Here is a 13,741-nt window from a genome sequence, read left to right as displayed (position 1 = left end):
TGGGCCCTCACGCCGTCGCCCGCCCCGCATACGCCAAGGACCCGGAAGCCATCTCGACTTCCGGGCCCCCAGGGCTCGTACGAGGTCAGGCTGCGAGCTTGGCCAGGGCCGCGTCGATGCGGGACAGGGTTCGCTCCTTGCCCAGGATTTCCAGGGACTCGAAGAGGGGCAGGCCGACGGTGCGGCCGGTGACCGCGACGCGGACGGGGGCCTGGGCCTTGCCGAGCTTGAGGCCGTGCTCCTCACCAGCGGCGAGGACAGCGTTCTTCAGCGACTCGGGGCTGCTCCAGTCGGCGTCCAGCAGCTTGGCGCGGGCGGTGGTGAGCAGCGCCACCGGCTCGCCCTTCATCGCCTTCGTCCAGGACGCCTCGTCCTCGACCGGCTCCTTGCGGAACAGGAAGTCGACGTTGGCGGTGATGTCCGAGAGGACCGTCAGCCGGGTCTGGGCGTGCGGGGCGATGGCCTCCCACGCCGCTTGGTCGAAGTCCTCGGGCGCCCAGTTGGCGTGCGGGGCCGTCAGCCAGGGCTCACAGGCGGCGATGAAGGACGGGAGGTCCAGCTGCCGGATGTGGTCGGCGTTGATCGCCTCGGCCTTCTTGAGGTCGAAGCGGGCCGGGTTGGCGTTGACGTCCGCGATGTCGAACTTCTCGACCAGTTCGGCGACGGAGAAGAGGTCACGGTCGGCGGAGAACGACCAGCCGAGCAGCGCGAGGTAGTTGAGCAGGCCCTCGGGGAGGAAGCCGCGCTCGCGGTAGAGGTTGAGGGACGCCTGCGGGTCGCGCTTGGAGAGCTTCTTGTTGCCCTCGCCCATGACGTACGGCAGGTGACCGAAGGCCGGGATCCCCTTGGCGTAGCCCAGCTCGATGAGCGCCTTGTAGAGGGCGACCTGGCGGGGGGTGGAGGAGAGCAGGTCCTCGCCGCGCAGGACGTGGGTGATGTCCATCAGCGCGTCGTCGACGGGGTTGACGAGCGTGTAGAGGGGCGCGCCGTTGGCCCGGACGATGCCGTAGTCCGGAACGTTGTCCGGAGTGAAGGTCAGCTCGCCGCGGACCAGGTCGGTGAAGGTGATCGGCTCGTCGGGCATCCGGAAGCGGATGATCGAGGAGCGGCCCTCGGCCTCGTAGGCGGCCTTCTGCTCGTCGCTCAGGGAGCGGCAGGTGCCGTCGTAGCCGGAGGGCTTGCCGGCCTTGCGGGCGGCCTCACGGCGGGCGTCCAGCTCCTCGGTGGTGCAGTAGCAGGGGTAGGCGTAGCCGCCGGCGAGCAGCTTGTCGGCGACCTCCTTGTAGAGGTCCATGCGCTGCGACTGGCGGTAGGGCGCGTGCGGGCCGCCGACCTCGGGGCCTTCGTCCCAGTCGAAGCCCAGCCACCGCATGGAGTCCAGCAGCTGGTTGTAGGACTCCTCGGAGTCGCGGGCCGCGTCGGTGTCCTCGATGCGGAAGACCAGGGTGCCCTGGTGGTGGCGCGCGAACGCCCAGTTGAACAGGGCGGTGCGGACCAGTCCCACATGGGGGTTGCCGGTCGGTGAGGGACAGAAACGGACGCGGACGGGGGTCGCGTTAGCCACGCTTGATCACCTTGTTGGTGAGAGTGCCGATGCCTTCGATGGTGACGGCGACCTCGTCGCCGACGGTGAGCGGGCCGACCCCGGCCGGGGTGCCCGTGAGGACGACGTCGCCGGGGAGCAACGTCATCGCCTCGGTGATGTGGACGATCAGGTCCTCGACGGAGCGGACCATCTCGCTCGTCCGGCCCAGCTGACGCTGTTCGCCGTTGACGGTGCACTGGATGGTCAGATCGGAGGGGTCCAGCTCGGTCTCGACCCAGGGGCCGAGCGGGCAGGAGGTGTCGAAGCCCTTGGCGCGCGCCCACTGCTTCTCACGGCGCTGGACGTCACGCGCGGTGACGTCGTTGGCGCAGGTGTAGCCGAGGATGACGTCCTTGACGCGCTCGCGGGGCACCTCGCGGCACATCCGGCCGATGACGACGGCCAGCTCCGCTTCGTGGTGCACCTCCTCGGAGAAGGAGGGGTACGCGATGGGGTCACCGGGGCCGACCACGGAGGTGGAGGGCTTGAAGAAGGTGAACGGGGCGTCGGAGACGTCGTGGCCCAGCTCGGCGGCGTGGGCGGCGTAGTTGCGGCCGATTGCGACCACCTTGTTGGGCAGCACCGGCGGCAGCAGGCGGACCTTGTCGAGGGGGACCTTCTGGCCGGAGCGCTCGAACTCCGCGAAGGGGTGTCCCTTGATGACGTCGATCTCGTCGCCCTCTAGGACGCCGAAGCCGACGTTGCCGTCGATGGAGAATCTGGCGATGCGCACGGGTGCCGCTGCCCCTCATTGATCACTGGCCGGAGTGGACACTCCAGGCTAACGCGGGGGCGCGGCTCGCCCGCTGCGGAATTACGCCGCGGTGTCCTGGCCGGGGGCGTCCATCAGGACGGTACGGCGCGGGTTGGCGGTCTGCGTGGGCAGCTCGGCGACGTGCTCCGGGGCCGGGGTGGCGGCGGTCAGCTCGTCGGCGTCCTTGAGGTGCGCCAGCGTGGTGCGCCGCGGGTTGGCTATGTTGCGGAACATCATCGTGGTCTTCACTGCTTCACGCCTCGCGTAGATCGGGATGCATCGGAAGGGACGGCCGGCCCGGTGGGGCGGTGCGGACCGGGCCCGCCGCATCCGTGGCGCCGCGGGAGCGCGGAATCACGACAACGGGCGAGGTCGCGCGGGGTGTCCTTGTCGCGCCGGCTGCCTTTGTAAAGCATCAGACTAAGCGGGCCATTCCCTGCGATGCGGGGGGAAAGTCACCGACCCCCCTGTGAGTTTCCTCACTGAGTACGTGACAAATGCCGCAATTCCCACGATCAGCATCAAGGGATGAACAGGACATCGATCACCAGAAGGCTCCATTTCGCCTCCGATCACCGCACCTGGGACAACGGAGCGACCGAAGCGGTTAGAGGTCAAAAGTCCGTTATCGACCATGGATCCCTCTACGTGTCGTGACACGATCCGCACCGTGTGTCACCCATGTCGCACCGCACGGTTCCGCTCTTGTTGGAGATCCGGCACTGTGCTGGAATTCCACGGACCGCCGCATGTATCAACCGGCGCGCAGGGCGCGATGTGGCGCAGCGCGGTGGAGTTGCTCTCTCGGCCAGAGGGGGAAGCCCACCGGTCATTCACGGCCGCACGGGGGCTTGCGGTCCCCCACGACTCGACACCGTCCCGCCGCTCACGCGGGGGGACGCCTGGTCCAGAGGTTGCGACGCTAGTGCAGGGACGTTTCAAGAGGGATGGCACGGAGCCTTCCCAGGCCCGTAAGGGCCGGGAAGCTGCGGCGGAGCCGGAGCCGCGCGGCGGGACCGACCGCGCCTCCTCTCCCCAGCGTGCCCAGGGGGGCGGTCCGGCGAACGCCCCGGCGCCGTCCGACCGGAGCGGCGGCGACGCCGACCGGGGAACGGCCAAGGAGCAGTCGGGCCCGGGCGGTCCCGGCTCCCGGGTCGCGTTGCGCAACTGGCGCATCAGCACCCGTCTGATCTCCCTGCTCGCGCTGCCCGTGGTCGCCGCGACCTCGCTGGGCGCCATCCGTATCCAGGACTCGATGGAGAACATCGAGCAGCTGGACAAGATGAAGATGCTCACCGACATGACGCGGCAGGCCACCGAGCTGGCCGACGCGCTCCAGGTCGAGCGGGACAAGTCGGCGGGCCCGCTGGCGGGTTCGGGCAACGCCAAGGACGACGCCAACGTCGTCGCACCGCGGGAGGCCACCGACCGCGCCCGCATCGCGTTCAACCAGGGCACCGGCGACATCCAGGGCGTCGACGCCACGATGACCGGTGTGCGGGCGACCGTCCTGGAGATCGGCCGCCAGCTCAACACCCTCAACGAGATCCGCGGCAGCGCGTACAAGGACGACGGCAACGCCGCGCGCACCATCAGCAACTACAACCAGCTGATCGACTCGCTGCTCTCCCTCTCCCAGGACATGGCGCAGGCCACCAGCAATCCGGAGATGATCCGGTCCACCCGTGCACTGGCGGCGTTCTCCTCGGCCAAGGAGTACGCGTCGATGCAGCGCGCCCTGGTCAGCGCCGGTCTCGCCCACAAGGGCGGCCCCCAGCTCTCCGCCAACGACCGGTTGGCCGGACGTACCGCCGAGGACGACGAGAAGGCGGCCCGCGACCGCTTCTCGCAGATCTACGCGGGCAATGCCGGCTCCCTCACCCGCGGTCTGGACGGCAACAACGACGAGATCAAGGCGGCGGTCGCCTTCGCGCACCGCGCCTTCGCCAGCAACAGCGGCATCCGCAGCCAGGAGTACAAGTACCTGGACTGGTACGACTCCGACACCGTCAAGGTCGAAGAGATGTCTCGGATCGAGACCTCGCTGCTGACCGAGATGGAGCAGAAGTCCCGCGAGCTGCGCAACGCGGCGACGCAGGAAGCGATCATCAACGGTGCGCTGATCTTCCTCGTCCTCGGTGTCTCGCTGGTCGGCGCGTTCGTCGTGGCGCGGTCCATGGTCCGCTCGCTGCGCCGTCTCCAGGACACCGCCCAGAAGGTGGCCCAGGAGCGGCTGCCGGAGCTGGTCAAGCACCTGTCCGACACCGACCCGCAGGACATCGACACCTCCGTCGAGTCGGTCGGTGTGCACAGCCGGGACGAGATCGGCCGGGTGGCCGCGGCCTTCGACGACGTGCACCGCGAGGCGGTCCGGCTGGCGTCCGAGCAGGCGCTGCTGCGGGGCAACGTCAACGCGATGTTCACCAACCTCTCGCGCCGCTCCCAGGGCCTGATTCAGCGCCAGCTCTCGCTCATCTCCGAGCTGGAGTCCCGCGAGGCCGACCCGGACCAGCTGTCCTCCCTCTTCAAGCTCGACCACCTCGCGACGCGTATGCGCCGTAACGGTGAGAACCTCCTCGTTCTCGCGGGTGAGGAGCCCGGCCGTCGCTGGACGCGTCCGGTGCCGCTGGTCGACGTGCTCCGCGCCGCCGCCTCCGAGGTGGAGCAGTACGAGCGCATCGAGCTGACCGCCGTACCGCAGACCGAGGTCGCCGGGCGCGTCGTCAACGACCTCGTGCACCTGCTCGCGGAGCTGCTGGAGAACGCCACGTCGTTCTCCTCGCCGCAGACCAAGGTGAAGGTGACCGGTCACGCGCTGCCCGACGGGCGGGTGCTGGTCGAGATCCACGACACCGGTATCGGCCTCTCCCCCGAGGACCTGTCGTCCATCAACGAGCGGCTGGCCAGCCCGCCGACCGTGGACGTCTCGGTCTCCCGCCGGATGGGTCTGTTCGTGGTCGGCCGCCTGTCGCTGCGTCACGGCATCCGCATCCAGCTGCGGCCGTCCGACTCCGGTGGCACGACCGCGCTGGTCATGCTGCCCGTCGATGTGGCGCAGGGCGGCAAGAAGCCGGCGCCGTCCACCGCGAAGGGCCAGTCGCCCGAGGGCGGTACGGGTTCCGGCTCCGGCTCCGGTACGGGTTCCGGCTCCGGCGGGACGAGCCGTCTCGCGGGGCTGCAGCCGCGCGGCCAGGTCGGTTCGGGCCCCGGCGGCACCGGGCGGCCCGCGCTGCCGGGCCGTGGCGGTCCGGGTGGTCCCGGGCGTACGGCCCCCGGTGGTCTCGGCGGTCCGGGCGGCTTCGGCGGTCCGGTGCCCTCCGGCGGCCCCGTGCCGCAGGCGCCCGCGGCACCGGACGCGTCCGCGCGCCCGGCGAACGCCCCGGCCGACGGCGGCCGTCCCGCGCTCCCCACCCGTCACGTGCAGCGCGGCGAGGCGCCCGCCGAAACCTCCGGCGCGACGCCGATGGTGGCGCCGCCCACCGGTGCGCCGGGCCGTGACGAGCGGCCGCAACTGCCGCCCCGCGGCCCGGCCGCGGAGCTGACCGGCTCCCCCGCCGCGGAGGCCGCTCCGGCCGTCGACTCCCCGCAGCCGGGCACCAGTTGGGGCGTACGCCGCGACCGCGGCGCGACCGACGACTGGCCGCTGGCACCCCGCGAGCCCCAGGACACACCGCGCGGCCACGAGGAGCCGGAGACCACCGGCACCTTCGCGCGTCCGACGGCGCCGGAGACCACGGGCGCCTTCGCGCTCCCGACCCCGCCCGAGACGACCGGCACCTTCGCGCGCCCCACGCCGCCCGAGACGACCGGCACCTTCGAACGTCCGGCGCCGCCGGAGACCACGGGCACCTTCGCGCTCCCGGCGCCGCCCGAGGCGACCGGTGGCCCCGGTGACACCACGGCCTTCGCCCGGCCCGACTTCAACGGGCCGCCGCCCGGCGCTCCCCGGGGCGACGCGCAGGCGCCCGATGACACCGGCCGGTTCCCGCTGCCCGGCGGCCCCGCCCCCGCGGCTCCGGAGCACTTCGGGCAGACCGCGTCCGGTCTCCCGCTGCGGGACGCCGGGCGGCCCGACGCGTCGCGCCGGGCGGCTCAGGAGAGCGGCGACGCCCCGTCGGAGGCGGCCAGCCTCTTCGGCGTCGCCCCCGAGGCGCCGCACTCCACCGGCCAGGTCCCGGCGCAGCCGTCGCCGGACGTCGCGCCGGAGCCCGCCCCGTCGGCGGACTGGCTCGGCGACACGTCGGCCGGTGCCGGTGACGGGCGGACGCCGATCTTCGACACCATCGAGTCGAACTGGTTCCACACGCCGGAGGCGGCCGCCGCCGGTGTGGAGCCGCCGCCCTCCACCCACGCCGAGGCGCCGCAGCCGCAGCCGCAGCAGGCTCCGCGGCCCGCGGACGGTCCGGACGACACGCCCGCCGGGGGCTTCGACACCACCGGCTGGCGCAGTTCACCGAACGACGAGACCTGGCGGCAGGCGGAACAGATCCGTCAGCCGGCCGCGGGCGGGGTGACCACGTCGGGACTGCCCCGCCGGGTGCCGCGCGCCAATCTCGTCGCCGGTACGGCACAGCAGCAGCCCACCCAGAGCGGTCCGCAGGTCTCGCGCGCGCCCAGCGACGTACGCGGCCGGCTGACCAGTCTTCGCCGGGGTATCCAGCAGGGCCGGCAGGCCGGTGGCGACACCGGGCAGCACGGCGTGGTGGACCCCACTCACCAGCAGGAGCGTTAGTTGAGTCCGATGAGCCAGGCGGCGCAGAACCTGAACTGGTTGATCACCAACTTCGTGGACAACACCCCCGGTGTCTCCCACACGGTCGTGGTCTCCGCGGACGGTCTCCTCCTCGCCATGTCCGAAGGCTTCCCACGGGACCGAGCCGACCAACTGGCAGCAGTGGCCTCCGGCCTCACCTCGCTGACCTCCGGCGCCTCCCGCATCTTCGAAGGCGGAAGCGTCAACCAAACCGTGGTGGAAATGGAACGCGGCTTCCTCTTCATCATGTCCGTCTCCGACGGATCCTCCCTGGCCGTCCTCGCACACCCCGAGTGCGACATCGGCCTCGTCGGCTACGAAATGGCCCTCCTGGTCGACCGCGCAGGCAACGTCCTCACCCCCGACCTACGCGCCGAACTCCAGGGCAGCCTGTTGCACTGAAGCGCCGCAGCACATGTCCCGTACACCGCCGAACAGCCACCGGCCCAACCCGACGGCAGTCCCGCACAAGACAGTTGTCACGCCCGGAGGATCCATGACCCCGCCACCCACGTCGGACCCCTACGATGCCTACAGTCAGGCGTCGTACGGCGGCGAAGGCGACCAGCCCCTGGTGCGTCCCTACGCCATGACGGGCGGCCGCACCCGGCCGCGCTACCAGCTCGCCATCGAGGCGCTGGTCAGCACCACGGCAGACCCGTCCCAGGTGCCCGGTCTGCTGCCGGAGCACCAGCGGATCTGCCACCTGTGCCGTGAGGTCAAGTCGGTCGCCGAGGTCTCCGCGCTGCTGCACATACCGCTGGGGGTGGCGCGCATTCTCGTCGCCGACCTGGCGGAGGCCGGGATGGTGGCGATCCATCAGCCGGGTGGCAGCGGTGAGGCCGGCGGTACGCCGGACGTGACGCTGCTGGAGAGGGTGCTCAGTGGACTTCGCAAGCTCTGACGCCGCGTTCGGGGACGGCGCCCCCGCCCGTTCGACCACCTCGGCGAAGATCGTGGTGGCCGGCGGTTTCGGTGTGGGCAAGACGACCTTCGTCGGCGCCGTCTCGGAGATCAACCCGCTGCGTACGGAGGCCGTGATGACCTCCGCGTCGGCGGGCATCGACGATCTCAGCCACGTCCGGGACAAGACGACGACGACCGTGGCGATGGACTTCGGCCGCATCACCCTGGACCAGGACCTGATCCTGTACCTCTTCGGTACACCCGGACAGGACCGCTTCTGGTTCATGTGGGACGACCTGGTGCGCGGTGCGATCGGGGCCGTCGTCCTCGTCGACACCCGCCGCCTCGCCGACTGCTTCCCCGCCGTCGACTACTTCGAGAACAGCGGCCTCCCCTTCGTCATCGCCCTCAACGGCTTCGAGGGGCATCAGCCGCACACGCCCGAAGAGGTGCGCGAGGCCCTGCAGATCGGGCCCGGTACGCCGATCATCACGACCGATGCCCGTCAGCGCGGTGAGGCGAAGAGCGCGCTGATCACGCTGGTCGAGCACGCGCTCATGGCCCGCCTGCGCTGATGGCGGGTCCGTCCGGAGCTGTTCCGGGCGGACCCGCCGTACGGCGCCGTCCCCAGGTGTGTCACCGGCTGTGTCACACGCTGTGTCGTTGGACACGCCGTCGATTGTGTTCATAACGTTTCGGCAGGCAATTGCCCCGCCACAGACACACCTTGCGCACACTTGGCTCCACTGTGCACACGCTTCCCTCGTATTTTGCCGCGGCTCGCCCTTAACGCCCCTTTTATATGAGGTCTCTCCTGCCTTCTCCAGGCTTTGCTCAGTGTTTGGAACGCGCGCGTCCGACGTGCTGAAATTCGCTGAACTCCGAAGGAGACGCCCAGAAGAAACGGCACAGCACGACGTGTCGCGCCGAGAGGTTGTTGGTCGAGTGAGGCGAAGTAAGGCGAGCCCCGAGCCGCGGGAGGCCCGGCGGGGCAACTTCACCCCGCCGTCGCGCAGTACCGGCCCGGCTCCCGGGACGCCCGAGCCCACGCCCGCCCCGCCCTTTTCCGGTGGGAAGCCGTACTCCCCCCGCAACTGGCGGGTGGCGACCCGTCTCAACGCCATCCTGCTGATCCCGGTCCTGCTCGCGCTGGTCTTCGGCGGGCTGCGGGTCAACTCCTCCCTCGACACCTGGCAGGACGCGCAGGACGCGGAGAGCACCGCGAAGCTCGTCCGCGCCGCCCTCACCTACGGCAACACGCTCATCGACGAGCGGGACCGCACCGCCGACCCCCTGCTGAACGGCAAGAAGAACGACCCGGCCGTCGGGGACGCGCGCGCCGCCACCGACCGGGCCGCCGCCGACTTCCGCACGGCCGCGGAGTCGATGCCGGACAAGCCGGGCCTCAAGCGCCGCCTCGCCTCGTTCACCACCGCCGAGAACGGCCTCGGCGCGCTGCGCGACTCCGCGTACACCTCGGCGCTGCCCGGCGTGCGCACCGAAGAGGGTTACGTCGCCATCCAGCACCCGCTGATGGAGTTCGCCAACGAACTCGGCCTGGGGACCGGCAACATCACCTCCTACGGCCGCACCGTCTACGCCCTTTCGCTCGCCAAGGCCGCCGCCTCGCTGGAGCGCTCGATCGGCGTCCACCTCCTCGTCGACCCGGCCACCGGCATCACGTACACACGCCAGTTGACCGCCTTCGCGTCGTACCGCTACCTGGAGAACATCGCCATCGGCGAGTACACCTCCGGCGGCACCCCCGAGGACGTCGAGCGGCTGAAGAAGGACACCGCCGCGCTCAAGGCGACCGCAAAGGCGAAGAACGCGCAGGCCCGGCGGCAGGCCGAGACGGCCGGGCGGCCGTTCCGTGCTCCCCCCTCCATCGACGCCATGGCCACCGCGATCGGTTCCGGCGCATCGCCGCAGGATCTGGCGGACCGGGGCATCACGCCCGAGGTCTGGTTCACGGCGGCGACCGGCAGCTTCGACATGTACCGGTCCATCGAGAAGGACCTCGCGGACAAGGCCGTCGCCGAGGCCGCGCAGATCTCGGCGGACGCCGAGCGGACCACCTTCACGGACACGGCCATCGTGCTCGCCGCCCTGATCGCCGCCTTCCTGGTGGCCGGTCTGATGGCGCGGCGGATGAGCCGCAACATGCGGACGCTGCGGACCGCGGCGTTCGGCATCGCCGAGCAGAAGCTGCCGATGCTCGTCGACCAGCTCTCGCGGGCCGAGCCGGGCCGGGTCGACACCCGGGTGCGGCCGATCCCGATCGGGACGACGGACGAGATCGGTGAGGTCGCCCGCGCCTTCGACCAGGTGCACCGCGAGGCGGTGCGGCTGGCGTCCGAGCAGGCGATGCTGCGCGGCAACGTCAACGCGATCTTCACCAACCTCTCGCGCCGCAACCAGGGCCTCATCGAGCGGCAGTTGACGCTCATCACCGACCTGGAGAACAACGAGGCGGACCCGGACCAGCTGGAGAACCTCTTCCGGATGGACCACCTCGCCACGCGCATGCGGCGCAACGGCGAGAACCTCCTCATCCTCGCGGGCGAGGAGCCGGGCCGCCGCTGGGACCAGCCGGTCCCCCTCGTCGACGTCCTGCGGGCCGCCACCTCCGAGGTCGAGTCGTACGAGCGCATCGAGCTGGCCGGGGTCACGGAGAGCGAGATCCACGGTCAGGCCGTCACCGACCTGGTGCATCTGCTGTCGGAGCTGCTGGAGAACGCGACGACGTTCTCCTCTCCGCAGACCAAGGTGCGGGTCGCCGCGACCCGGATGTCCGACGGCCGCATCATGGTCGAGATCCACGACAAGGGCATCGGGCTGGCCGCCGAGGACTTCGCGGACATCAACCACAAGCTGGCGAACCCGCCGAGCGTGGACGTCGCGGTCTCCCAGCGCATGGGCCTGTTCGTGGTCGGCCGCCTCGCCGACCGGCACGGCATCCGCGTCCAGCTGCGCCCCTCGGGCGAGCAGGCGGGCACCACCTCGCTGGTGATGCTGCCCGACGCGATCACCCACGGCGGTGGCGGCAACGTCCGGTTCGAGGAGGACTTCACCGTCCCCCGGACCGCGCCCGACCAGCCCCGCCCACCGCGTCCGGACGCACCGGCCACCGCGCCCGGAGCGGCCCCCGGCCACCCCGGGTTCGCCGCCGACGCGGCCGGGGCCGGTCACGACGGCATGAGCCGGTCACTGCTGCGCGAGGAGCGCCGCGCGGCCCTGGAGGAGACGCAGGGCGCCCAACAGGCCGACGGGGGACCGCTGTTGGGCGGTGTGGCGCCGGACCTTGCCGGGTACGGTGCGCAGTCCGGGCCGCAGGCATATGCGGAAGCCGATCAACCGCGGTATGGCGACGGCACGTTCGGCACCGAAGGTTTCCGGCCTGCGGCCGATCCGCACGCCACGGACCAGCATCCGTACGCCGCGCCCGAAGCACCCGCCACCGGCGGCGGCTTCGAACCCGCCGCGTACGATGGGCACTTCGGAGCCGAAGCGGAATCTGACCGGAATACACCCGCCGCTCACGTTGACGCGTCCGAGCGCGTACCATTCGACCGTCCGGGCTCGTCCCCGAGCGACTCCCACTCGCTGACCGATGCCGGTCTTCCGCGCCGCGGAGGCCACACGGAGCAGGCGCAGCCTGCTGCGCAGGAGTGGGCGCAGCCCGGGGAAGCGGCGGTGCCCCCACAGCGGTGGGAGGCGTCGGATCAGGTCCTGGACGGCTCCGAATGGCGCAGCTCCAACGACGAACGGTGGGAGCGGGCGGAGCGGCTGCGTGAGCCGAAGGCTGGCGGGGTCACCCCGTCCGGTCTGCCGCGACGGGTGCCCAAGGCCAATTTGGTCGAGGGTTCGGCGGAGCAGAGCCCGCAGGGTGGCCCCCAGGTCTCCCGTGCCCCGGAGGACATCCGCGGCAGGCTGAGCAATTTGCGTCGCGGCGTCCAGCAGGGCCGCAGCGCGGGGGTGGACCGCTCGGAGTTCCCCCACAATGACCAACAGGGCTTCGGCCCCGGCAGCACCTACGATCAGGAGCGTTAGTGTGAGCCCGATGAGCCAGGCGGCGCAGAACCTGAACTGGTTGATCACCAACTTCGTGGACAACACCCCCGGTGTCTCCCACACGGTCGTGGTCTCCGCGGACGGTCTCCTCCTCGCCATGTCCGAAGGCTTCCCACGGGACCGAGCCGACCAACTGGCAGCAGTGGCCTCCGGCCTCACCTCGCTGACCTCCGGCGCCTCCCGCATCTTCGAAGGCGGAAGCGTCAACCAAACCGTGGTGGAAATGGAACGCGGCTTCCTCTTCATCATGTCCGTCTCCGACGGATCCTCCCTGGCCGTCCTCGCACACCCCGAGTGCGACATCGGCCTCGTCGGCTACGAAATGGCCCTCCTGGTCGACCGCGCAGGCAACGTCCTCACCCCCGACCTACGCGCCGAACTCCAGGGCAGCCTCCTGAACTAGCAGACAAGCAGTGCGTTTCCCGCCATCGGCCCATTAGGGTTCGAGGGCGCGACCGGCATCAGACAGGCAAGTTGGAGGAGGAGACGTGGCAACGCCCCCTGGCGGATACCCGTACGGCCCCGGACAGCAGTCCGGGTCCCAGGGCGAGACCTCTCACAACCGCTTCAACTTCCCGTCCTCGCCGAGCCGCCGGCCGCAGCGGTCCCATCCGCGGCGGCAGCAGCAGCAGCAGCCCCAGCAGACCCCGCCCGGCCCGTACGACTCCCAGCCGTACGAGCCGTCGGTGTACGAACCGCCTCGGACGCCCGGCATCCGCCCGGCGCCGCTGCAGCCCCCGGCGCCCCAGGCGCCCACGGGCGGCGCGCACAATCCGTTGGTGCGCCCGTACGCCATGACCGGGGGCCGGACGCGGCCGCGCTACCAGCTCGCCATCGAGGCACTGGTCAGCACCACGGCCGATCCGTCCCAGCTACAGGGCCAGCTGCCGGAGCACCAACGCATCTGCCACCTCTGCCGCGAGATCAAATCAGTTGCCGAGATCTCCGCACTTCTCTCCATCCCCCTCGGCGTCGCCCGGATCCTCGTCGCCGACCTGGCGGAGGCCGGACTCGTCGCCATCCATCAGCCCGGCGGGGACGAGACCGCCGGCGGACAGCCAGATGTGACACTGCTCGAAAGGGTGCTCAGTGGACTTCGCAAGCTCTAGCGGTGCAGCCCGCTCCACCACCTCCGCGAAAATCGTGGTGGCGGGCGGCTTCGGCGTGGGTAAGACCACGTTCGTCGGGGCCGTTTCAGAGATCAACCCGCTGCGCACCGAAGCCGTCATGACCTCAGCGTCTGCGGGGATCGACGATCTCACGCACGCGCCGGACAAGACGACGACGACCGTGGCGATGGACTTCGGCCGCATCACCCTGGACCAGGACCTGATCCTGTACCTCTTCGGTACACCCGGACAGGACCGCTTCTGGTTCATGTGGGACGACCTGGTGCGCGGTGCGATCGGGGCCGTCGTCCTCGTCGACACCCGCCGCCTCGCCGACTGCTTCCCCGCCGTCGACTACTTCGAGAACAGCGGCCTCCCCTTCGTCATCGCCCTCAACGGCTTCGACGGCCACCAGCCGTACACGCCGGACGAGGTCCGCGAGGCGTTGCAGATCGGACCGGACGCCCCGATCATCATCACCGACGCCCGCCACCGCAGCGAGGCGAAAAGCGCGCTCATCACGCTCGTGGAGCACGCGCTCATGGCGCGCCTGCGGTAGC

Annotated in this window: 11 protein-coding genes; 8 read left to right on the top strand and 3 right to left on the bottom strand. The window is 70.7% G+C overall.

What is annotated here, in order from left to right; translation table 11 throughout:
• Positions 1 to 85: 85 nt before the first annotated feature.
• The 3 genes from gltX to OG422_RS22660 form a co-directional block, all read right to left on the bottom strand.
• Positions 86 to 1,564, bottom strand: coding sequence for a glutamate--tRNA ligase (gene gltX, locus OG422_RS22670; RefSeq protein ID WP_405744910.1), 1,479 nt, complete (start codon positions 1,562 to 1,564; stop codon positions 86 to 88).
• Positions 1,557 to 2,318 carry a fumarylacetoacetate hydrolase family protein gene (locus OG422_RS22665; RefSeq protein ID WP_405744907.1) on the bottom strand — a complete coding sequence of 254 codons (762 nt, stop codon included), beginning with the start codon at positions 2,316 to 2,318 and terminating at the stop codon, positions 1,557 to 1,559. Before OG422_RS22665 ends, gltX begins: the two co-directional genes overlap by 8 nt.
• 81 nt (positions 2,319 to 2,399) lie before the next feature.
• On the bottom strand, positions 2,400 to 2,588 hold the full coding sequence (locus OG422_RS22660) for a hypothetical protein (protein WP_405744904.1): 189 nt from the start codon (positions 2,586 to 2,588) through the stop codon (positions 2,400 to 2,402).
• Positions 2,589 to 3,264: 676 nt separating this feature from the next.
• Here OG422_RS22660 and OG422_RS22655 point away from each other — a divergent pair.
• The 8 genes from OG422_RS22655 to OG422_RS22620 all read left to right on the top strand — a co-directional run bounded on the left by OG422_RS22655 (position 3,265) and on the right by OG422_RS22620 (position 13,740).
• Positions 3,265 to 7,071 (top strand): nitrate- and nitrite sensing domain-containing protein, encoded by a 3,807-nt coding sequence (locus OG422_RS22655; RefSeq protein ID WP_405744901.1) that lies wholly within the window; start codon positions 3,265 to 3,267, stop codon positions 7,069 to 7,071.
• 9 nt (positions 7,072 to 7,080) lie between these two features.
• Positions 7,081 to 7,494, top strand: a complete 414-nt coding sequence (locus OG422_RS22650) for a roadblock/LC7 domain-containing protein (RefSeq protein WP_185993829.1) — start codon at positions 7,081 to 7,083, stop codon at positions 7,492 to 7,494.
• Positions 7,495 to 7,588: 94 nt separating this feature from the next.
• On the top strand, positions 7,589 to 7,996 hold the full coding sequence (locus tag OG422_RS22645) for a DUF742 domain-containing protein (RefSeq protein WP_143940484.1): 408 nt from the start codon (positions 7,589 to 7,591) through the stop codon (positions 7,994 to 7,996).
• A complete protein-coding gene (locus OG422_RS22640) occupies positions 7,977 to 8,573 on the top strand; it encodes an ATP/GTP-binding protein (protein ID WP_143940485.1) in 597 nt (198 codons plus the stop codon). The genes OG422_RS22645 and OG422_RS22640 overlap by 20 nt, the downstream gene beginning before the upstream one ends.
• Before the next feature lie 370 nt (positions 8,574 to 8,943).
• Positions 8,944 to 12,051, top strand: coding sequence for a nitrate- and nitrite sensing domain-containing protein (locus OG422_RS22635; protein WP_405744897.1), 3,108 nt, complete (start codon positions 8,944 to 8,946; stop codon positions 12,049 to 12,051).
• Between the two features lie 10 nt (positions 12,052 to 12,061).
• Positions 12,062 to 12,475 (top strand): roadblock/LC7 domain-containing protein, encoded by a 414-nt coding sequence (locus tag OG422_RS22630; protein WP_143940495.1) that lies wholly within the window; start codon positions 12,062 to 12,064, stop codon positions 12,473 to 12,475.
• Between the two features lie 85 nt (positions 12,476 to 12,560).
• Positions 12,561 to 13,181, top strand: coding sequence for a DUF742 domain-containing protein (locus OG422_RS22625; RefSeq protein WP_405744894.1), 621 nt, complete (start codon positions 12,561 to 12,563; stop codon positions 13,179 to 13,181).
• Positions 13,162 to 13,740, top strand: a complete 579-nt coding sequence (locus OG422_RS22620) for an ATP/GTP-binding protein (protein WP_073760799.1) — start codon at positions 13,162 to 13,164, stop codon at positions 13,738 to 13,740. The genes OG422_RS22625 and OG422_RS22620 overlap by 20 nt, the downstream gene beginning before the upstream one ends.
• The last annotated feature ends 1 nt before the right edge of the window (position 13,741 follow it).

It is taken from the genome of Streptomyces sp. NBC_01525, assembly GCF_045040405.1.
GTDB classification, from domain to species: Bacteria; Actinomycetota; Actinomycetes; order Streptomycetales; family Streptomycetaceae; genus Streptomyces; species Streptomyces benahoarensis.
Note: the sequence above shows the minus strand (reverse complement) of the source record. Positions and strands in the feature narration are given on the sequence as shown.